Source organism: Duncaniella sp., assembly GCF_029056165.1.
Taxonomy (GTDB): domain Bacteria; phylum Bacteroidota; class Bacteroidia; order Bacteroidales; family Muribaculaceae; genus Duncaniella.
In genome coordinates this window covers 1-22,235 of the sequence record NZ_JAIDBW010000022.1, presented here as the reverse complement: position 1 = coordinate 22,235, position 22,235 = coordinate 1, and the positions used below count along the sequence as shown (strand labels likewise).

Genomic DNA, 22,235 nt, shown 5'->3' with positions numbered 1-22,235 from the left:
ATTGGTTTATTCTGATGATTACAAGTGCAAATTTAGTGAATTTTCAGCAAACGGCAGTCGGGTCAACGGCCCTTTTTTGCTGTCGGCTGCTCATCGGCGAACCTATTTGGGAAAGTGAGATGCTGACGTGGGCGCGACATGGCATAGATCACAAGTCCGATACCCAAGAGAATGAAGGGGATGCTGAGCCACTGACCCATGTTGATGGTCATGGTCTGCTCAAAGGCCACCTGAGGATTCTTTATGAACTCTATGAGGAAGCGGGGGAGGAAGATTCCGATAAAGAACACTCCGAAAATCAGACCCGGACGCTCCTCGGCATTCTTCTTCCAGTACATCCACATGAGCAGACCGAAAAGAATGAAATAACAGAGCGATTCGTAGATCTGAGTCGGATGACAAGCCTGTCCCATATAATAGTGACGCCATTCTGCCGAACGGACGAACATGAATCCCCAAGGCAGGTCGGTGGCATGACCGAATATCTCGGAATTCATGAGATTGCCGAGGCGTATAAGACCTCCGACAAGGGCTATGGGGATTACGAGACGGTCAAATGTCCACAGCGGACTGCGTTTGGTGGTGAAAATGGAGTAGAGGATCACGCAAATTATGATACCGATGGTGCCGCCGTGGCTTGCGAGACCACCCTCCCAGACGTAAAGGATGCTGATGGGATCCTGCTTATAGACATCCCATTGATAGAAGAACACGTGGCCGAGACGCGCGCCGATAATAGTTCCGGCTATGGTCCACAGGAGCAGGAGGCTAAGCCATTTCTCAGGCGCACCCTCGTGGCGGTAGATACGGGCCTCGATCTCGTAGCCGATAAGGAAGCCTACCATGAAAGCGAGGCTATACCAACGGATGCCGAAATTGCCGATATGGAAAAGGAACGGATCGGCGTTCCAGACGATGAAATCTAACATTTTGAATCGATGTGGTTGTTTTGGAGGGTAATTGAGCTGATCTAAAAATAGGTTTATATCAGTTCATTGAAAAATTCCTGCAAAATTACGCAGAATCACCCTGCCAATCAACACCATCGGCTGTTTTTACAAAATTTAACGTCGAAGCCGGTGTCACAACTTATGTAGGATATGGGCTATGATACCGTTGTGTCTGTCAAGATAACGGGAGAAATAGCCGTCGGCGGTGAAAAGTCTGACAACACCGAACGAGATCGTAGCCGTGGCAACCAGTGGAAGAAAGTAGGCATAGGCCGCTCCCATCTCACACGTGAGGAAGATAGCCATGAGCGGAGCACGGATAGCACCGGCCATCACACCGGCCATGGCATAGAATGCGAAATGCCCAACCGGGAGCTGAAGTCCGAAAAATTCGTTGAGACCGGCAGCGAAAACAAATCCGAACATACAGCCGGCGAAAAGCGTCGGCGCAAAGTTGCCGCTGACTCCACCGCCATTGTTGGTGGCCGATGTGGCAAAACATTTTGCGAGTACCGTACCGCCGGCCACGAGGATCAGCAACAACATACCGTGACCGCCGGCAAAGGGACTGTCGTTGAGCATGGTTGAGAAATTGCCGTTGATTATATGGCCGACAGAGCCATAACCTTCGCCGTAGAGCATCGGGAATAGAAAGACAAGTACCGACAGGAATGCTCCGGCTATAATATTCTTGACCCACGGATTGTGTATGCGGTGCAGCAACTGGGCTATCTTTTTCATTACAAAGCTGTAATATAACGAATAGAATCCGCAGGCAACTCCGAGAAGGAGTATGTAGGGGAATAGTCCCGGATCAAAGGGGACACTGCAGTCAAAGGGAATGTCGAGAGTGAAGCCTGAAAGCGCGAAGGCTGTCATGGCGGCGATGATGGCGGTGACAAGAAGCGCGAGCACGGCAAATGTGCTCATCGGTATCCTCAACACCTCAAGGGTGAAGAGCGTGCCGCCAAGAGGCGACTTGAAGATACCGGCAATGCCTGCTCCCGCACCGCAGCCCAGCATAAGCATCATCATGTCCGGACTCATCCGCAGCAGGCGTGCGATATTACTGCCTATGGCCGCACCCGTATAGGCTATCGGGCCTTCCGATCCGGCCGATCCGCCGAAACCGAGAGTGACGGAGCTTGCGAGGATGGACGAATAGGTGAGCTTAGGTTTGAGGGAATAGTTTTTGTCTTTCAGATCACGGATCAGGCGTGCTGTGGCGTTGGACATATCGGCATGAAAGACATATCGACACAAAATGCCGGTGATCAGGATACCTGCCAACGGGAGCAGCAGCAGTGGCCAGTTGGACGATCCGATGTGAAAATGCGAGGTCAGCAAGTGTGAGATAAAAGCAACCATGCGCTTGAGCACAAAAGCTCCGGTCCCCGATAGGAGACCGATTACGGACGCGACTATAAACCCGAAAGCCTTATCGGAAATATGGGTTTCACGCCATGTGAGGAATCTGTCAATCGAATGTCGCTGCATGATAAATTCTGAATTCAGACGTTGGGTGGGGTGAAAATTACGGGGAGGAGGATGATTAATAAACAAATTTTATCACTTCAAGGTTCTTGCCGGAGACAAAAAGTTAAAATAGTTAAAATAGGTTAACTATTTTAAAACAAAATAAGCCTTAACATCCTAATCATCAATAGCTTTAGATATTAACAATATTCTAAGAATCAACTTTGGACACGAGAAATCAATCATAACTAATTTGAAATTTAAAATAAATTGCCTAAGTTTGAAGTTTAATTAGAATATGTAAGTATCCATACACGAAACCTCACACATTCGTTTTAATCCGATTTATCAAACCATCATTATCTATTTTTTCAGTGCAATGAAATTCAGTGAAAATTCCCTTCGCGGAACGCGGCGGTTTATAGTCATGCTCGCCCTTTGGCTCGGATGCATGATGACAGCCGTCGGAACAGCGTCCGCACAGACTTCAAACGGGGGTACGGTCAACGGTACTGTCGTCGATGAAGCGGAACACCTTCCGATGCCCGGCGTTACGGTAGCCGTAATGAAAGGCGGAAAGATGGTGACAGGAACATCTACAAACCTTGACGGCGAATTCACGGTCAAAGTCCCCGCAGGAGCAAAGCTAAAATTCTCCTACATCGGCTATGCACCTCAGGAACTCGCCCCCGTGTTCAACAAATCAATGGATATCGTCCTCAAGGAGGATGCTGAAACAATGGATGAAGTCGTTGTCAACGGCTACTTCACCCGAAAGAAAAACACCTACACCGGTGCGGCCAAGACCATCTCAGGCGATGAGCTTCTGAGCGTATCGCCGACCAACATCCTTCAGGCCATCAGCACTCTGGACGCGGGTCTCAACATCACTCAGAACAATGCCATGGGATCGAACCCCAACAACATTCCTGATCTCGTGATACGAAGCACGACATCGCTCGCAACCAGCAATGAGGTCGGCCTCAACTCGCCGCTCATCGTCATCGACGGTGTCGAAAGCTCACTCCAAGCCCTCTACGACATGAACATTCAGGATATAGAGCGCGTGGACATCCTCAAGGACGCATCGGCTACCGCACTCTATGGTGAGAACGCAGCCAACGGTGTGATCATCATCGAGCGCAAACGAGTGACACAAGCACCCGTGCGTGTGCGCTACAATTTCACCCCGCAGTTCAGTTTCGCCGATCTCAGCAGCTATGATCTCTGCAACGCAGCCCAGAAACTCGAACTCGAACGCCTCTCAGGTCTCTACAAAAGTCCGTCAGGCGCGCTTGACCAGAGTTACTATGACAAACTTGCCATTGTCAATTCCGGAACTGACATCGACTGGATTTCAAAACCCGTGCGCAACAGCTTCTCGCACACCCACTCACTCTCCGTGTCGGGCCGCGGATCGAGCCTCGATTATAATTTCACAGCCAACTATTCGGACGTCAACGGTGTCATGAAAGAGGATGGCCGCAGCCGCTACGGATTCGACATCTATCTCAGCTACCGTGTGAGGGACAAACTTGTAGTCACCCTCCGCGCTGACCATACCAGTCTTCAGACCAACAACTCACCCTACGGATCGTTCAGCGAATATATCGCCGCAAATCCTTACGAATCGCCTTACGATTCACACGGCAATTACCGAAAGGAACTCTCTTACAGCCGTAACAATCCCCTCTACGAGGCATCGCTCAGCAGCTTCAGCAAATCCAACACGAGGACACAGAACCTGTCATTGGACGTGCGTTACAACTTCAAGCCGAACCTCTACATAACCGCTCAGGGAGCTTACTCGACTTCGACCGGCAAAAGCGACGTGTTCCGTTCACCGGAGTCGAACTACTTCTCGGCATCGACCGCACTCAATCAACGCGGTTCATACACCCTCGGCAACATGGGTGCGGACAACTGGAGCGGCAAGATCATCGGTAACTGGATCCACAACTTCGACAAGGAGGGTACGATGTTCACCCTCAACCTCGGATGGGAAGTGAAGCGCGACAAATCAACAAGCAGCTATCTCACCGGAAGCGGTTTCCTCTCGGACGACCTCAACGATATAGCCTACGCTACCACCTATTCCATACAGGAACTCCCCCGCGGCGGTGAAGATCTCTCGACGAGTGTCGGCGGATTCGCAGCGGCCAACTTCATCTTCAAGAACCGCTATGTGGTCGATGGCAGCTACCGTCTGTCAGGATCGTCGAAATTCGGTGCAGACAACCGCACCGCACCTTTCTGGTCGGTAGGTCTCGGCTACAACCTTCACAACGAAAGTTTCATGCGTGACCTTGGTTTCGTGGATCTCCTCCGCGTCCGCGGCAGCTACGGCTACACTGGTAGCGTGAAGTTCAGCTCATATCAGGCCGTATCGACCTACTTCTATTCTATCAACTATCTCCACTACGCAGGCGTAGGCGCGATTCCTATGGGTATCGCCAACCCTGACCTCACATGGCAGACGACCAAGAAGTTCAACATCGGTCTGACATCATCGCTGATCAAGGACCGTGTGAACATCAACTTCGACTACTACCGCGAGACGACCGACGATATGCTCATCGACGTGAGCCTCCCGCCATCGTCAGGCGCGACTTCGGTCAAGAACAATTTCGGCAAGCAGAAGAGCAACGGTATCGAATTCTCACTCTGGGGTAAGATTATCCAGACCCGCGACTGGGGATGGAATCTCTCGGTGAACGGCCTGCACTCAAAGACCACGATCCTGAACATATCCGACGCTCTCAAACGCAAGAACGAGGAGAACGCCGAGGCGAACAATGAGACAGCACCCCGTCTCCAGTTCCGCGAAGGCTACTCGCCCACCACTATATATGCGGTGCGCTCCGCCGGTATCGACCCTGCCTCCGGTAAGGAAATCTTCATCAAGAAGGATGGAACATATACCTACGAGTATGACGCGCTTGACCAAGTGGCCTGCGGCGACACCAATCCGAAACTCCAAGGTACGTTCTCGTCACTCCTGACATGGAAAAACCTCTCGCTCAACCTGAACTTCTCATACAGAGTCGGCGGTAAGCTCTACAACTCCACTCGTATGGCGAAGGTGGAGAACATCAATCCGCGAGGAAATGTCGATATACGTGCGTTCACCGAACGCTGGAAGCAGCCGGGTGACCGTGTGCCCTATCTCGCCATCAATCTGCTCGATGACGACAAGGACATCGTGACCTACGCCTACTCGGACCGTTTCGTCGAAAAGGACAATGAGCTCTGGCTGTCAAGCCTCATGCTGCAATACAATTTCCCGCAGAAGATGATCCAGCCCATCGGACTCCAACGCCTCTACCTCAGCGCAGGTGCAGAGGATCTTTTCCGCCTCACAAGCGCGAAATACGAACGCGGTACATCCTATCCCTACAGCCGCAGTCTTAACTTCTCACTCAGTGTGACATTCTAATCCAATACTGACACGACAATGAAAAAAATATATCTTACCCTCGTCTGCCTGATGGCCCTCGCCGCCACTTCATGCAACGACTTCCTTGACGTACATCCCAAGGGCGAAAAGGTCGAAGGCGATCTCTTTGAGGATGCACAAGGATTTGAGGATGCAATCTACGGTGTCTATGGCTACATGGGCGTCAGAGCTCTCTACGGCATGGACATGGTATGGGGCATACCCGAACTCCTCGATCAGAATCTCGTGTGCACATCCACTTACGGAAATGATTTCGGAAAGTATGACTACACGACCAATGCCGAAACCCGAAACAAGATACTCGGTATATGGAAGAATGCCTATGAAGCTATCGGCTATGCAAACAATGTGCTTAAAAATCTCGAAAATAACAACCAAGACGCTCTTCCCCTCTATAATCTCTACAAAGGCGAGATGCTCGGCGTCAGAGCCATGCTCCACTTCGATCTGCTGCGCCTCTTCGCTCCGACCGACCAGTCGAAGCGCGGTATCCCTTACGTGACTGCCTACAGTTTCTCGGTTAAACCGTTCTCGACCGTCGGCGAATGCTACCAATTCATCGTGAATGACCTCACGGAAGCCGAACGTCTGATGGCCGACGAGGAGACCATGAGCTATCCCCGCGACAACGATCAGTATGAAGCGTTCAACCGCTGGCGTGAGAATCATATCAATCTCTATGCGGTGAAAGCCCTGCTCGCCCGCGTCCACTGGTATTTCGGCAATAAAGCCAAAGCTACCGAATATGCGGAGGAAGTAATCAATTCCGGCCGCTTCCAGTTCGTGGATGTAACCGAGATTCAGGAGCATGTGGCCGGAGTGCTCTGCCCCAAGGAGACTATTTTCGGCCTGTACTCCACACAGTATCTTGAATTTTCAACCGATTTTCTTTTCAACTATCAGTTCTACAAGACTTACACCGCATACGATGACTCAAGCGGTTCTGTCCATCCGATGCCTTGGCATAAACTTTTCAACGAAGTGGATGTCGATGCGACAATGCAGGACTACCGCAAGGGCCATTTCCGTCAGGCAAAAGGCTATACTACCTGCCTGAAACTTGTGGATTATGTCACCAATGACAATGATCAAACCGGCATAGGACGCCGTGAATCACTTATCCACGGCATTCACATCATCGGTATCTCCGAAATGTATCTGATCGCTGCTGACGCTCTCCTCGAAAGTAATTATCAGAAGGCTGTAGGCTACTTCAACGATGAAATCTCGGCCCGCGGTCTGACAAAACTCCGTGAAGGAGATGTCCTCACCGCGAACCGTATATTCAATGAATATCATAAGGAACTTTATGGCGAAGGCCAGCACTGGTTCAACATGAAGCGCATAAACGCCGACATTATCTCGAATAACGAGAGCATGACCATTCCCGGATCGGACGCAATCTATGTGCTACCTATCCCGCAGGAAGAATTTGACTACCGTCCGGAAGACAACAAGTAAACCACAGAAACAAGCCAACGAATGATGCTCAAAATGACAAAACATATATTATGGGGCGCAGCTCTTCTCCTCATGGCTTCGGCCTGTACGGAGGAGGACTACAAGCTCTATGATCCCACCCAGAAGGATTCGGTGTTCTTCGAATACCGCAACAATCGCAATGAGATCACCGATACGATAGACTATGCATTCAATTATGACATAGCGACCTCACACATTATCGAAATACCCGTTACCCTAATGGGTATGCCCAAGGATTATGAGCGTACGATCAGCCTGATCGCGGACCATGACAGCACGACAATGAAGGAGGGCATTAATTATACCATCACCAACAACGTGATCCCGGCAAATGCCGTGAAAGGTACGATCCACGTCAATCTCCTCCGCGACCTCGATCCTGAAATCCGTATAAAATCCAAGAAACTCATGCTGACCATCGGCGAGAACGATGATCTCAAATCGGTCGGCGAGACCCACATAACCATCAAATACTCCGACATCCGCCCGACCGAACGCCCTGCATGGTGGCTCACATTCGGTCCGAAACCGGTCTATTCTTACGAGAATGTCCAGCTGTTCTTTGAATATTTCTACCGTCTCGCGCCAGAAGCCAGTCCGGAAATATTCAATGAGATGATTGATGGTTACGGAGACTACTTCGTCAAGGCCACCGGCGTACTCGGCCCGTTCACCCTGTATGAAGGATTCCTGCGTCAGTACGTACTGATCCCGCTCTACAACGATCATCCCGAACTCGAATGGATACAGTCGCCTCTGTGGTAAGTGACAATCGCGGCCCATATTAAAAATTTACGCTCTAAATAAATAGAATCATAACATGAAACTCAGATATATATTGCCGGGATTAATGGCCATTACGGCCACCCTGACCGGCTGCATCGATGATTCAAGTTCCTACGGAGGTCAGCCGATACCGGAACTCTCGGTGATAACAAACGCCACCGATCCGGACAAGCTTCCGGAAGTCAATTTCAATTACGGCGAGAACTGTGTGATCACACCCCAGATCCGATATGACGGTAACGGACAACTCGAATACGAGTGGAGTATCGGAACATACGACAACGACTCCAAAGGTGAGCTGGAGGTGGTCAGTAACGAAGAAGTCCTTACCTATTTCTTCCCTAAGGGTGGCAGTTACTATGCACATCTAAAGGTGACAGACGGCACAGTAGGTGTGGTACAGGAATATCAGGTCAATATTAACCGTACTTTCGAACAAGGCTTCATCATCATTTCCAATGACGCACGCAATATAGGCAATCTCGCGTTCATCAAGGATCTCACACCCGAAGAGGTGGAGGCCGGAATGTCGCCAATCGTGATGGAACACTGTCTGGAGCGCGTGAATCAGAACATCGGCGAGGATAAAATTGCCGGTGCTACCGTCATGCGTATGTCATGGCCATCAGAAATCACGAGAATAGTGGTGGCTTGCGGAAGCAAAATCCTGTTCATCGATCCGAATACGTTCATCTCCATCACTACCATCGAAAATGAAAAGGTGATACCCGGATTTCACGCGGATATGCTGATCGGCGGAACAAATGCCATCGCATACGATACCGATCTTCAGCGGTTCATCACCATCCGCGGCGAGGATATGCTCGGAGTTGAATCCAATGTGAAGCGAGATCCGTTCGATACATTCTTCAGTGGCAATTATTACGCCTACGGAACTCAGTATTACCATAACTTTTTCGTGAATCGTTCACCTCTCGCCATCTGGCATCAGTCATACGAAGGCAGAATCGATGCCGGTGATCTGACTGACGGAAACGGCTATTCGATACTGAAGGACAAGGAGCTTGTCAACGTATTCATGGGCGAGCCCGAACAGTATCAGATCAGCGGACGATGGGTTTCCTATTATCCGGGTCATATCATCACACGAGATGTCACCAACGGTAAATATTACCATTCCAAGATCAGAGGTTTCAGCCCGAATGACACAGAACTCGTGCTTGTGTCACATAACGAAATCACATATAACGCCCAGAGTGCTATTCCCGCGACAGAAGGCGCGATAGCCGTGTCGGCTAAATATCACCGTGTCTATTATTCATGCGGAAACCGTGTGTATGTCATGCTCATCAGCGAAAACGGCGTGAACTGGCCCGCAACCACTCAGGCCGTGCTCACCTATCCGGACGACGAGGAAGTGACCTTCATGACCGTCAACGAGTCGAGCGAGGAGCTTATAGTGGCTACCGCCAACAAGCAGAGCGGCCGTGGCAGCGTCTATATGTATGACTCCGCAAATGTCCGCACAGACATGCCCGACACCCCTGCAAACGCTGAATACAAGAACTGCGCAGACAGAATTTCGAATATTTTCTATAAACCACGTGTAGCTAACTGATCTTTATATGAAAGCGAACAAACTACCACTAATCGCATCTCTGTGTCTCGGCCTCACAGCCGGCGCACAGACTTTGGATATGGACATCACCGTGTCCGGCAACATGAATCCGGATGAAAGCCATGTGTATCTCTGCCCCATCGGACAGACTTCACCGCAATCAACCATCGAGCTTAACCGCTCTGCCGGCAGCACTTTCAGCGGACAGGTAAGCACAGACCCCGACGGTCTGTACTATATCTATTCGACGACTCCTAACGCGCAGATGTCAATTCCGGTCTATGTCGCTCCTCAAACTACCAAACAGAGCCTCACGATCTCTGACGGTCCGAACTACACCACCAACACATCACTTACAGATCCGGCTAACAAGGCACTCAGTGCCTTCGCATCATGCGTTGTCGATAAGGCAATAGCTGTCGGTAAAAACCTGCCGGAGCTTTCCGATGTACAGATAAAGGGTCTGCTGGTAAGCTATATGACCGATGCCGATTCCATCATCTCCGCAAACGAGATTCCGGCACAGGTCAAGGATTTCATCAAGCTGTGGGCCTATACTTCGGCCTCGGATGCATATTCGCTCGCCGGCCATCTGACGCACCGCGCAGGTCGCAAACTGGGCTTCACGACATCTGAAATCCTTCCACCTGCCCAGACAGTACTCGATACAAAAATGGCAGCAGCCTTCCCATCATCCTATCTTGCTATCACAAACTCGCTTCCTAAGGGGACAGTGGAGGAACGACTCGCAGCACTCCATGATCTCTACAAGACTGATGAGATCCGCCAGCAGGGCACACGGATGCTGGTCAATTCGTTCATGGATTCATTCGACTATACAGCGGACTTCGCCGATGGTGAAAACCGTCTCATAGCCATCTGCGAGAAGTATTCACTTCCCGAAAGCACCGTAGAGACATTCCGCGCACGCCGTGCCACTGTAGCCGGTGCAGAATTTCCCGATGTAGTACTCGTGGATAAAGAGGGCAATAAAGTTGATTTCAGCAAGTTCAGAGGAAAATATGTCTATGTGGATCTCTGGGCATCATGGTGCGGTCCTTGCTGCCGCGAAGTCCCGTCGCTTCAGGAGCTTGAAAAGGAATTCAAGGATTCGAATGTAGTATTCGTGTCAATTTCGATCGATTCGAAGGAAGAACCTTGGCTCAAAAAGATGACCCAGCTGAACATGCACGGAAATCGGCTTTGGAACAAGGATGGCGAACTTCCGAAAAAGCTCAATGTCAAAGGTATCCCCCATTTCCTGATCTATAATCCAGAGGGTAAGCTCTACACTTACAAGGCTACCCGTCCAAGCGATCCGGAGACCAAGGAGATACTCCAATCATTGAAATAAGAACAGCCATTACTTATATATATTAAGTATTTCCATACTAACGATCAGGGGAGCGCAGAATGATGCGTTCCCCTGATTGTTTTCTTAGAGGATCTTTCATGACAGATATTAAACACCCTCTTGACATATTATAATCCCATTAGTATTTTTATTATAATATTATTTGAGTTGCAGGTAAGTATTCGTATATTTGCAGGGTCGGACAGACTGTCGGACTAACAATTTAGACCGGCCATACTACCGACGAGTTGTGAATGACTAAACAAGCTATATGACATGCAAGCAAGAATCACTAAAATCGGTACGTCCGTCGGAGTGATAATCCCGCGCTACATTGCCACAGAAGGAGGGTTCACGAAAGGCACACCCGTTAATATCGAGTTTTCCGATCAAAAGATCGTGATCACTAAAGCTAAAAGCAAGCGTGAGGGTTGGGCTGAGGCGTTCACTCAGTATGCCAATGACGGCGAGGATGAGCTGATGCTCCCCGACCACATAGATTCAGAGGCTATAGACCTCATGGAACGAATATCAGGTTCTGAAATTACTAACCAGTCCAACGATCCGCAGCAATGAAGAAATTTCTATTAGTCAAAGTGAATCTTGACCCAACGATTGGCGCGGAGATCAACAAGACACGGCCGTGTCTCGTAATATCACCGGAGGAGATGAACAATGTGTTGCGGACGGTGATCATCGCCCCGCTCACCTCTACCCCACCGCGCACGCTACCGACAAGAATATTGATCAGACCGTCGGAGATGAACCGTCTGACAAACGACAGCTATGCGGTGCTCGACCAGATAAAGACCGTCGATAAACGTCGCATACATGAAATCATCGGTGATATTTCAGATGAGGAGAAGGTGGCAGTCACTGAAACGCTCCTCGAACTGTTTTCCTACTGATCCACACCATTAAAATATTAATCAACAGGCTAAATCAATAATATTATGGATAACGAGAATTGGTGGACAGCCCCCACCGAAAGCGAATCGGGCAAACTCATAATGGTCACCGGACGCAAGGACGTTGAAAAATTCCGTTCCAATCCCCGCTTCAATATCAGGGTGGAGGTAACATGGAAGTATGACGGCGACGCAAGCGGTATGCCCGACAAGGAGACCTCCACACTCATGGAGGAAGTGCAGGAGGCTCTGCAGAAGGAGTTCAAGAAAGATCCTGTGGCTGTGCTGACCGGTATCTTTACCGGCGATAATCAGCGTGACTGGATTTTCTACACACTCAGCACGCATATCTTCGGGCGTAAGCTCAATGAGTCGCTTGCTTCATTCCCACTTCTGCCGCTCACCATCTATACAGAGAATGATCCCGGCTGGGAAGAGTATGACGAAATGAGCGAGGCTGAAATCAAGATGGACTGACGGGAGAAAATAAAAATTCAGTTGTCTGCAATCAACCTGTACGTTAATTGTAGCCAACTGAATTTTAGAACCAGAAACTAACAGAAATAGCTATCATACATTAAAATTTCTCAGATCATAGAACATCAATCTGGTTTCTTCATCCTTGTCCTGTTCTGTAAAAAACTGAAAACCATTCCTCTCATAGAATGACGTTGCAGAACATCGAGCATCTACTGTAAGGAAACGGCATCCAAGACGTTTTACTGTAGTAAAAGCGTACTTTATGTTGTCAAGTAAAAATGTACCGACACCATTACCAGTAAACATCTCATTAACAGCAAGCCTGCCAATTTTTACAGCAGGATAGCTCTTCCTCCGTTTCGGATTCGGGATATTCCTGTTCAACCTGTTCCACACTGATTTTTCATCAGGATTAAATGATATCTTATCCGCCAAAAGGCTGAAATATACAACTGTAACATTCTCAAATGGATCTTCCAAGAGATATGTCACAGCCATCATTTCCTCTTGAAAATGCTTTGCATCATCAAAAAGAAAGCCATTCAAATCGTCGTCCGCACATTTGAATGGCTTTATGTCAGTATCAGATGATAACTGAATCTGTATTAATTTTGAAAAATCCATAGGATAACCCTACCATTGGAAATTACTGATGGATCTCATCATTTCATAGGCTTTACGCGCCCTTTCTTTTTCCTCCTTGGATACAGGCTTGGGTTGCGAAATGAGCTTCTCGAAGCGTTCCGCATCCTTTCCAAAGAGTTCTGGTGTTTCTTTAATAGGTCTTGCCATACCAATGATTGTTTAAATTTATAGTTTACAAAGATATAACAAATATGTGTGATTATAAGATCTTTTGATGATAAAATGATTCCAACGGCATTTCTATGGGAACATCTTTAGCTTGTCTGTTCACGGAGTGATTCGATGCGGCGGAGTTCTGCGTCGGTAATGCGTGAGAGGGGATTGGCGAAAGCTCCGATGCGTTTGAGCTGACCGGTGGCCTTGCGGATTCGCGGCATGAAATCGTCGAGTAGATTGTTAAGCAGAAGATAGTCAAGCGTCTCACCGAAAAATTTCTGAATCTGGATGTAGAGCCGTTCGCGCAGCCACCCATCATTGCCGATGGAAAGGAGAGCGACAGAAGCGTGGACCATGAGATCAGCCACCGCCTCGCTACCCGGCTCGAAGGTCTGAAAACGCTTGATAGCGGCCCGAAGTTTGGTGATGCGCGGATGATGGGCACGACGCGTGTAGCGCGTTGCTTCCTTGGTGAGCATCGCGCGGTAAGTCTCGGCTTTCTTCTCGATGTCGGGTTCGGCGAAGAAGTCAAGAAGCTCACGCGCTTCCTTACTTTTGGTATATACATCAATAAGAAGCTCCCGGAGTTCGGGAGCTTCAAAATCTTTTATGGCCTTACGGAGAGTGGTTTTGGACATAGACGGATGGAATTTATTTCTTGTAGCTCTTTATGCCCTTTTCAAGGAAGGCTGAGAAGCGGGCCACATTTTCATCATAAGTATAGGGGCCTGAAAGGAGCTCGCCTTCATCGTTAAGGATGACATAATAAGGCTGGGCATTGGCGTTGAACTTGTAGCGTTGGAGATAGCTCCAGCGGTCACCGTAGGTGTAGAGAGTCATATCCTTGCCATATTCCTTGACGGTGATGGGTTCGGGAAGATTCTTCTTCTCATCGACCATGAGCTTGACAACGGTGAAATTGTCCTCGATCATGGCCTTGACGTTAGGCTCGTCAAGCACGGCACCTTCCATCTTGCGGCAGTTGACACAACCGAAGCCTGAGAAGTCAATCAGGACGGGCTTGCCGGCTTCCTTGGCCACCTTCATGCCTTCCTCAAAGTCATCATATTCCTTGAAACCATTGCCGTAGAGGTTGAAATCCTGAGTGAACAGCGGGGGAACGAAGGCACTCACGCCCTTGAGAGGAGCACCCCAAAGACCGGGGATGAGATAAACGGTGAACGAGAGTGAGCAGAGGGCAAGGAAGAAGCGGAACACTCCGATGGAGCTGTCGGCCTTACCGTAGTGAGCGAAATTGAACTGGCCGAGGAGATAGAGGCCGAGGAGGAAGAACATGATGATCCAGAGCGCGAGGAAAGCTTCGCGGTCAAGGATGTGCCATCCATAAGCGAGGTCAGCCACGGAGAGGAACTTGAGCGAAAGGGCGAGCTCGACAAAGCCGAGAACCACCTTGAGGGTGTTCATCCAACCGCCGGAGCTGGGTGCTGCCTGAAGCATGGTGGGGAACATGGCGAAGAGCATGAACGGGAGCGCGAGAGCTGTCGAGAATCCGAGCATACCGATGGCAGGACCCCAAAGGTCGCCCTGCGAAGCGGCTTCTACAAGGAGTGTACCGATGATAGGGCCGGTGCAGGAGAATGATACGAGCGTGAGTGTGAAAGCCATGAAGAAGATGGAGAGGAGACCGGTGGTCTTCTCAGCGGTTGCATCCATCTTGTTTGACCATGACGAGGGGAGTTTGATCTCGAATGCGCCGAAGAAGCTGACGGCAAACACCACGAGGAGGAGGAAGAAGATAATGTTGCAGACGGCCGAAGTCGAAAGGGCGTTGAGCGAGCTTGCGCCGAAGATACCTGTGATGAGCAGACCGAGAGCTACATAGATCACTATGATGGAGAGACCGTAGGTGCAGGCATCGATGATGCTCTTGCTGCGGTCCTTACCTTTCTTGAGGAAAAAGCTGACAGTCATGGGGATCATCGGCCACACGCAGGGTGTGAAAAGAGCCACGAGACCGCCGAGGAAGCAGGTGAAGAAGATGTACCAGAGAGATGTGGTCGAGAAATCCTCCGCACTTTCTGATTCGGCGAACGATACGGGAGCCCAAAGATCGGCCGTCTTTCCGGCAGGAACTGACGATGCAAGAGAGTCAGAGACAGCCGCGAGAGTATCGGCGGAAGCAGCCTCATCCGCAGGAGCATTCTCAGCCGTCTCAACGACGGCAGGAAGATCCTCAACGGCAGCCTTTGCCTCTTCCTTCTTTTCGGGAGCGGCCTTTACCTTGGCTGTTCCTGAGAGATTGAAAGTAGAGCGCGAGGGGGGGATGCAGTTCTCGTCGTTGCATGCGGAGCAGACGAGCATTACGTCGATATTGAAATCGGGCTGAGTGGCCTTGAAGTTCTGCTTGATGGTGACACCCTGTGTCCACCAAGCGAGCTCTGCGCCAAACATTTCGTCATACTGCTTGTGAGAGGGCTTGTCGGGGGTCGGCTTTCCCTCCAGCGTCACGCCTTCAAGCTTGGGATAAGAGATCTCAAGGATCTGTGGGCCGGCATCGGGATCGCAATCGAGCGAATACATGTGCCATCCGTTGCTGATTGTAGCCGTAAGGACTACCTGCCCACGGTCATCTCCGGTCATGTCAATTTTTGCAGACCATTTGACTGGGGTCATGATCTGGGCCAACGCCATGTTGCACATAAGCGCGACCAACAGAGAGAAAGTCAATGCAAGTTTTCTCATGGGGAAGTTAAATGCAATTTGTTTCGAAATGTGTGATTGATTTGATATATGGAATGTTTGAAATTTCACTCTGCAAATTTACGAATATTTCCTTAATAATATCTGTAAATCCTTCTTGAAACGTAAAATCCTCACAGATCTGTAACATTTACATGCCATAGGCAGTGGTTCGGCCGTCGGAAGTGGACGTTCGCCGACATCGACCGGAGAACCAAAGGATCAATGAGACAAGCAAATGAATTATAATTTATTAACATCGCCGTGCTCTAATCAGACTCATGCGGCATATAACTTTGCATCCGTAATCCTTAACCCTCTCCCCTATCCTTCAAAAATCCTCATCCCGTTATGACACTCCTGCTCATTCTCATCCTTCTCCCCTGCTGGCTTCTACAGGCTCTCAAAAACGGAAGCGATATCTGATAGACAAAGTTTTGATGAAAATTTTGATGTGATCGATATTGTTACCGGTATTTTTTGCTAATTTTGCGATTAACGGCCAAAATAGAAATATTTGACAGAATCGAAATCAATCCCCCCTCCCATGTCAGAGATCACAGATAAGACCACAGGCCTCCAGTCAGAGAATCTTTACAATCAGATCAGTCAGATTCTCAAAGAGGCACGGAGTAAAGTCGCTGTTACCGTCAATACGGCAATGGTTCAGGCTTATTGGCACATAGGCAAACTGATTGTTGACGCACAGGGCGGTGAGGCAAAAGCTAAGTATGGTAATGGACTGATCGACGAGATCTCACGCCGTCTTACTGTAGAGTTTGGACGTGGATTCAAACGTTCAAATCTGAGAGATATGCGCAAATTTTATCAGACTTTCCCAATTTACCAGACACTGTCCGGTAAATTGTCTTGGTCACATTACTTGACTCTCATTCGAGTATCCAATCCTAAGGCCAGAGAATATTATGTCGAGGAGGCTGCTAAAGGTGGATGGAGTGTCAGGCAGCTCGAAAGGCAAATTGAAACACAGTATTATGAACGACTCCTTGCATCGCACCGTGATGAAGCGGAAGTCAAAGAGATTATGGCAAAGAATCGTCCTGTAAATCCCGAAAAATTCGATCCTCTGAGATTAGTGCATGATCCGTTCGTGCTTGAATTTCTTGACATGAAGGAAGATCCCGCCCTACAGGAAAAAGAGCTTGAAAGTGCAATCCTGACCCATATCGAGGATTTTCTACTTGAACTCGGCAGAGGATTCGCTTTCGTTGGCCGACAGAAAAGATTCACATTGGAGGGTGATCATTTCTATCCCGACTTGGTGTTTTACAACATCCCGGCCCGCTGCTACGTGATAATCGATCTGAAAATGGCAAAGGCCGGTTATGCCGACGTGGGGCAAATGCAGCTCTATGTCAACTATTTTAACCGCGAAGTCTGTACAGCCGACGACAATCCGACTGTAGGCATCATCCTTTGTGCCGAAAAGAACGACACTGTGATTGAATATACGCTCGGCAACCGCAACGATATCGGTGTATTCGCATCAAAATATAAACTGATCCTGCCTACCGAAGAAGAATTAAAACGAGAAATCGAACAGACAAAAGAAAACTTTAAACGCCTGAAGGGATAAAATACGGCTTCATGCCCCCTCGATCACTCCCCCATGAGAATACACTAAGATGAAAGCAATCTCAAATAAGCAAAGATTTTTAAGATCGCGGGGATGATTCATGAGCATTATCTCCATTTTTACCATACTTTGTTCCGCTTCATATATCTCTATTCAGCAGTAAATTGCAATAAACTTATTGGAGTATTGCTCTAATTTTAAAAAATCACTATCTTTGCTCTTAAAGTAATCAAACATATCTGATAACTGTTAGAATATTCAAAAATGGTCTGAGCCAGAACAGCTGACTTACAAGCAGACAAATGAAAATTTCTGAGCAGATTAATTACAATTATACAGGAACACCATTATCACTCAATACAATCATGGATAAAAATACTCTTGAATTTATGACATACTGTATCAGTAGGCTTGCACAACGATTGAATTTGAGCCAAAATGAGGTGTATGATCGTTTGAACCGCTCAGGAATACTCTATGATTATATTGTGCCATCTTACGATGTCCTCCACACATTCAGTTCCCGCTACCTGATGGATGATCTAACAGACTACATGAAAGAGAAAGGAGTGTTGCCACAATGAAATTATACCATGCTTCAATATCTTGCGACCTTGGTGTGGGATGAATATCAGGAAACTTGTAATGGGCAATCAGTCTGAAATGTAATCACCAACAATTTAACACACCTGAAAGATTAGCGCACAGTGACCGGTTCGAGGCAGATGGACTATGGGAGGCATGAAGGAGGGGGCTGATGTGGAGACAGGGGTCAGAAGATTAAAACTTTTGTAACTCAGGATATGTTGTATGATTATATTCCCTCATAAGTTTCAACATCAGCATGAAAAAAATCTTCCTAAACATAACAGCCGGCCGAGTGACTGACACACGTACAGCATACCACATCGAAGGTTTCACAAAAAATGCCTTCCTTAATCCCGGAGTCAGGACTGCGGATCAGATCGCGGATGAAGCCGCCCCCTTCGTCCAATACCCCTCCGATTTCATGAATTGACGGAGTGTGACCGCCCCAAATTACACAACCTACCCCGTATAAAAACACACATTAATTTTACGATACTATGCATTGGTTTGTAGAAACACTGAGAGACAACCCCTCTCTGGCGATATTCCTCACCCTCGGTCTGGGATTCCTTATCGGACAATTGAAATACAAGACCTTCTCGCTCGGAACAGTCACTTCCGTACTTCTTGTCGGTGTAGTTGTCGGCCAGCTCGACATCTCTATTCCCGGACCTATCAAAGATGCTTTCTTCCTGCTGTTTCTGTTTTCAATCGGCTACAGCGTAGGCCCTCAGTTTTTCCATTCGCTGCGTGGCGACGGCCTCAAACAAGTGGCATTTGCCTGTGTGCTCTGTGTGTTCTGCCTACTGACCACATGGATCGTAGCGAAAATCATGGGCTACAATATCGGTGAGGCCGTAGGACTCCTCGCCGGAGCTCAGACCATGTCGGCCATACTCGGAGTGGGTACGGACACTATTTCATCAATCTCAGGTTCTCCGGAGACGAAAAAAGCATGGATTGACGTGATGCCCGTGTGCTATGCGGTGACCTACGTGTTCGGTACGATCGGTTCGGCCTATATCCTCGCCAACTTAGGCCCGGCAATGCTCGGTGGCCTGAAAAAGGTTAAGGCCGAGACTGCTGAACTTGAGAAGAAGATGAATCAGGGAAGCGCATCGGCAGACCCAAATTACATCAACGCACTCCGTCCGGTGGCATTCCGAGCATACAAGGCCGAAGCAGATTTCTTCAGCGAGCCTAAGAGCGTAAAGGAAATCGAGGATTACTTCCGACAGCAGGACCGCCGCATATTCGTGGAGCGCATCCGTCAAAACGGTAAGGTGGCCGATCCGACTCCTGACAGCATGATAGCGCGCGGTGATGAGATAGTGCTCAGCGGACGCCGCGAATATATCATCGGCGATGAAAAGTGGATCGGAGCAGAGGTGAACGATGCTGAACTTCTTGACTTTCCCGCCGAACAGGTAAGCGTCACCGTCTCCAAGAAGGGCGCGGCCGGAAAGACTGTGGACCAGTTGAGGATGACCAAGGAGATGTATGGCGTTTCCATCAAGAGCATCACCCGTTCGGGTGCATCCCTCCCGGTACTTGCACAGCTAAAGTTGCAGGCTGGCGACGTGGTGACCATCATCGGTCTGCAGAGCGAGGTCAACGCCGCAGCCGCATCCATCGGTTTCGCCGACAAACGTTCGGTCAAGTCCGATCTCATCCTTGTCGGTATCGGTATTTTCCTCGGAGGACTGCTCGGAGCGTTGACCATTCACTTCGGAAGCGTACCTGTCAGCCTCAGCACGAGCGGTGGCGCACTTATCTCAGGTCTCGTCTGCGGATGGTTGCGCACACAGCACCCGACATTCGGACGCATACCTCAGCCGGCAGTATGGCTGATGGATAATCTCGGTCTTAACATGTTTATCGCCGTCATAGGCATCACCTCCGGACCGTCGTTTGTAAGCGGACTCAAGGAAGTAGGTTTCATGCTCTTCCTCATGGGCGTGGTCTGCACTACGGTTCCGCTCGTACTCGGTATGATCGTCGGAAAGACCATCTTCAAGTTCCCGGCCGCGATCAATCTCGGCTGTTGTGCCGGCAGCCGCACGACCACCGCTTCGCTGGGTGCGATTCAGGATGCCATAGGAAGTACAATCCCCGCCATGGGCTATACCGTGACTTACGCCATCGGCAATACGCTGTTGATCCTTTGGGGTGTGGTGATCGTACTTCTCATGAGCTGACCATTAAGTAAATTGCCTCTCTCCGTAGATTAAATTCTACGGGTCGCATCTCCATATCTAAAATATTTTTCAACCCAATAAAACACACATAACTATGTTAGACCCGAAATCAGATCCGAATTATCGCGACGGCGATGCCAAGACAAACGTATTCGGCTCGGAAGCAATGCTCCAGCCGGCTCCTACCGAGCGAATCCCTCAGGGACCTACGACCCCTGAGATTGCTTATCAGATGGTGAAGGACGAGACTTATGCGCAGACACAACCACGTCTGAACCTCGCCACTTTCGTGACCACGTATATGGATGAATATGCAACCCGTCTGATGAATGAAGCCATCGGCATCAATTACATCGACGAGACTGAATATCCACGTATCGCAGTCATGTGCCAGAAGTGTATCAACATCATGGCCAATCTGTGGAACACTCCTGAAACAGCTAAATGGAAGGCCGGCGCACTGGCCATCGGTTCGTCCGAAGCCTGTATGCTCGGCGGTCTCGCAGCTCTCAAACGCTGGAAAGAGCGTCGGAAGAAAGCCGGTAAGCCTTACGACAAGCCGAACATTGTCATCAGTACAGCCTATCAGGTAGTATGGGAGAAATTCGCCACGTTCTGGGATGTAGAGATGCGTCTTGTTCCGCTCACTCCCGAACATCCGACCCTCGACATCGACAAGGCTATAAGTCTCTGCGATGAAAACACGATCTGCGTCGTGCCTATCCTCGGCGTGACATGGAGCGGTATGAATGATGACGTCGAGGCCCTCGATGCAGCCCTTGACAAATATAATAAGGAGACCGGCAATGAAGTCTGCATCCACATCGATGCCGCATCAGGCGGCTTCATCCTTCCGTTTATCGAACCTGAAAAGAAATGGGATTTCCGCTTGAAATGGGTGCTCTCAATCAGCACGTCGGGTCACAAATTCGGTCTTGTTTATCCGGGACTCGGTTGGGTGGTTTGGAAAGATAAGAAATACCTGCCGGCCGACATGTCATTTACCGTCAATTACCTCGGAGCTGAGGTCACTCAGGTCGGTCTTAACTATTCACGTCCTGCCGCACAGATCCTCGGTCAGTATTATCAGTTCATACGTCTCGGCTTTGAAGGATATAAGAACGTGCAGTACAATTCTCTTCAGGTGGCCAAGTATCTTCACGATAAGATCGGCGGCATGAAGGAATTTGTGCCCTACTCTTCTGAAGTCCCCAATCCTATCTTCGTATGGCGCATGGATGAGGAGTATCAGAAATCGGCTAAATGGACGCTCTATGATCTTCAGGACAAGCTTGCTCAGAAAGGATGGATGGTACCGGCCTATACGATGCCGGCCAATATTGAGGACATGGTGGTGATGCGCGTGCTCTGCAAGCAGGGTTTCAGCCGCGATATGGCAGATCAGTTGCTTGACGATATCAGTTTCGCACTGGCCGAACTTGACAAGCTTGAGTATCCGACTCCCAGCCGTATAGCTATGGAGAAGAATCTCCCTCTCGTCACCAAAAGCTTTAACCATACAGGAAAATAATCCGTAGGGATAATCATTTTTCTGTCCGAAGTAAAAAAGTGATAGTACTCACTTCTGACGTATAACAAAATAGCTACCGACCAGAAGTAAAAGGCATCTCTCAAATCCCCCCTGAAAATTAGAACCTAAAACTGCACCCCAAAAGTTAGACACCGAACTTTTGGGGTGCAGTTCATCTAACTTTCAGAAGATTTGTGGTTTTAAGATGCGTCAGCCTAAGTCATTTTACCCTATATTCCATTAGCCATTGAATAGATGTTGTTTACCACCAAAAATAAACTTTTGTCTTCAAAAAGGTCTTATTAATAGAAATAGAAACAAAAACTGGAAAATATGAACTTCAAGCAT

19 protein-coding genes are annotated in these 22,235 nt (G+C 48.9%); 13 read left to right on the top strand and 6 right to left on the bottom strand.

Features of this window, described 5'->3' with window-relative positions:
• Positions 1-62: 62 nt before the first annotated feature.
• Together lgt and K2G41_RS05180 are read right to left on the bottom strand one after the other, a co-directional pair.
• Positions 63-929, bottom strand: a complete 867-nt coding sequence (gene lgt, locus K2G41_RS05185; RefSeq protein ID WP_300115688.1) for a prolipoprotein diacylglyceryl transferase — start codon at positions 927-929, stop codon at positions 63-65.
• A 153-nt stretch (positions 930-1,082) separates the two neighbouring features.
• The gene (locus tag K2G41_RS05180; RefSeq protein WP_300115686.1) at positions 1,083-2,447 is read right to left on the bottom strand and encodes a chloride channel protein; all 1,365 of its coding nucleotides are present in this window, start codon (positions 2,445-2,447) and stop codon (positions 1,083-1,085) included.
• Positions 2,448-2,805: 358 nt separating this feature from the next.
• Between K2G41_RS05180 and K2G41_RS05175 the strand changes: the two genes are divergently transcribed.
• The 8 genes from K2G41_RS05175 (at position 2,806) to K2G41_RS05140 (ending at position 12,469) form a co-directional block, all read left to right on the top strand.
• Positions 2,806-5,862 carry a SusC/RagA family TonB-linked outer membrane protein gene (locus K2G41_RS05175; RefSeq protein WP_300115675.1) on the top strand — a complete coding sequence of 1,019 codons (3,057 nt, stop codon included), beginning with the start codon at positions 2,806-2,808 and terminating at the stop codon, positions 5,860-5,862.
• An 18-nt stretch (positions 5,863-5,880) separates the two neighbouring features.
• On the top strand, positions 5,881-7,344 hold the full coding sequence (locus K2G41_RS05170) for a RagB/SusD family nutrient uptake outer membrane protein (RefSeq protein WP_300115657.1): 1,464 nt from the start codon (positions 5,881-5,883) through the stop codon (positions 7,342-7,344).
• A gap of 33 nt (positions 7,345-7,377) precedes the next feature.
• The gene (locus K2G41_RS05165; RefSeq protein WP_300115654.1) at positions 7,378-8,130 is read left to right on the top strand and encodes a DUF4843 domain-containing protein; all 753 of its coding nucleotides are present in this window, start codon (positions 7,378-7,380) and stop codon (positions 8,128-8,130) included.
• A gap of 55 nt (positions 8,131-8,185) precedes the next feature.
• Positions 8,186-9,730 carry a hypothetical protein gene (locus K2G41_RS05160; RefSeq protein ID WP_300115651.1) on the top strand — a complete coding sequence of 515 codons (1,545 nt, stop codon included), beginning with the start codon at positions 8,186-8,188 and terminating at the stop codon, positions 9,728-9,730.
• Positions 9,731-9,737: 7 nt separating this feature from the next.
• A complete protein-coding gene (locus tag K2G41_RS05155) occupies positions 9,738-11,084 on the top strand; it encodes a TlpA disulfide reductase family protein (RefSeq protein ID WP_300115643.1) in 1,347 nt (448 codons plus the stop codon).
• 276 nt (positions 11,085-11,360) lie between these two features.
• The gene (locus K2G41_RS05150; protein WP_300115629.1) at positions 11,361-11,660 is read left to right on the top strand and encodes a hypothetical protein; all 300 of its coding nucleotides are present in this window, start codon (positions 11,361-11,363) and stop codon (positions 11,658-11,660) included.
• A complete protein-coding gene (locus K2G41_RS05145) occupies positions 11,657-11,992 on the top strand; it encodes a type II toxin-antitoxin system PemK/MazF family toxin (RefSeq protein ID WP_300115627.1) in 336 nt (111 codons plus the stop codon). Before K2G41_RS05150 ends, K2G41_RS05145 begins: the two co-directional genes overlap by 4 nt.
• 45 nt (positions 11,993-12,037) lie before the next feature.
• Entirely contained in the window at positions 12,038-12,469 is a 432-nt protein-coding gene (locus K2G41_RS05140; protein ID WP_300115624.1) for a DUF695 domain-containing protein, read from the top strand.
• A 93-nt stretch (positions 12,470-12,562) separates the two neighbouring features.
• Here the strand turns inward: K2G41_RS05140 and K2G41_RS05135 are convergent, their stop codons facing one another.
• The 4 genes from K2G41_RS05135 to K2G41_RS05120 form a co-directional block, all read right to left on the bottom strand.
• On the bottom strand, positions 12,563-13,096 hold the full coding sequence (locus K2G41_RS05135) for a GNAT family N-acetyltransferase (protein WP_300115616.1): 534 nt from the start codon (positions 13,094-13,096) through the stop codon (positions 12,563-12,565).
• Between the two features lie 9 nt (positions 13,097-13,105).
• On the bottom strand, positions 13,106-13,264 hold the full coding sequence (locus tag K2G41_RS05130; protein ID WP_300115603.1) for a hypothetical protein: 159 nt from the start codon (positions 13,262-13,264) through the stop codon (positions 13,106-13,108).
• A 107-nt stretch (positions 13,265-13,371) separates the two neighbouring features.
• Entirely contained in the window at positions 13,372-13,911 is a 540-nt protein-coding gene (locus K2G41_RS05125) for a DUF6155 family protein (protein WP_300115601.1), read from the bottom strand.
• A gap of 13 nt (positions 13,912-13,924) precedes the next feature.
• Positions 13,925-15,976 (bottom strand): cytochrome c biogenesis protein CcdA, encoded by a 2,052-nt coding sequence (locus K2G41_RS05120; RefSeq protein WP_300115598.1) that lies wholly within the window; start codon positions 15,974-15,976, stop codon positions 13,925-13,927.
• 544 nt (positions 15,977-16,520) lie between these two features.
• Here K2G41_RS05120 and K2G41_RS05115 point away from each other — a divergent pair.
• The 5 genes from K2G41_RS05115 (at position 16,521) to K2G41_RS05095 (ending at position 21,887) form a co-directional block, all read left to right on the top strand.
• Positions 16,521-17,570 (top strand): PDDEXK nuclease domain-containing protein, encoded by a 1,050-nt coding sequence (locus K2G41_RS05115; RefSeq protein ID WP_300115584.1) that lies wholly within the window; start codon positions 16,521-16,523, stop codon positions 17,568-17,570.
• Positions 17,571-17,872: 302 nt separating this feature from the next.
• Positions 17,873-18,154, top strand: coding sequence for a DUF3791 domain-containing protein (locus K2G41_RS05110; protein WP_300115573.1), 282 nt, complete (start codon positions 17,873-17,875; stop codon positions 18,152-18,154).
• A 260-nt stretch (positions 18,155-18,414) separates the two neighbouring features.
• Positions 18,415-18,588, top strand: coding sequence for a hypothetical protein (locus K2G41_RS05105; protein WP_300115570.1), 174 nt, complete (start codon positions 18,415-18,417; stop codon positions 18,586-18,588).
• 67 nt (positions 18,589-18,655) lie between these two features.
• Positions 18,656-20,356, top strand: a complete 1,701-nt coding sequence (aspT, locus tag K2G41_RS05100) for an aspartate-alanine antiporter (RefSeq protein ID WP_300115567.1) — start codon at positions 18,656-18,658, stop codon at positions 20,354-20,356.
• Positions 20,357-20,450: 94 nt separating this feature from the next.
• Positions 20,451-21,887 (top strand): glutamate decarboxylase, encoded by a 1,437-nt coding sequence (locus tag K2G41_RS05095; protein WP_300115558.1) that lies wholly within the window; start codon positions 20,451-20,453, stop codon positions 21,885-21,887.
• The last annotated feature ends 348 nt before the right edge of the window (positions 21,888-22,235 follow it).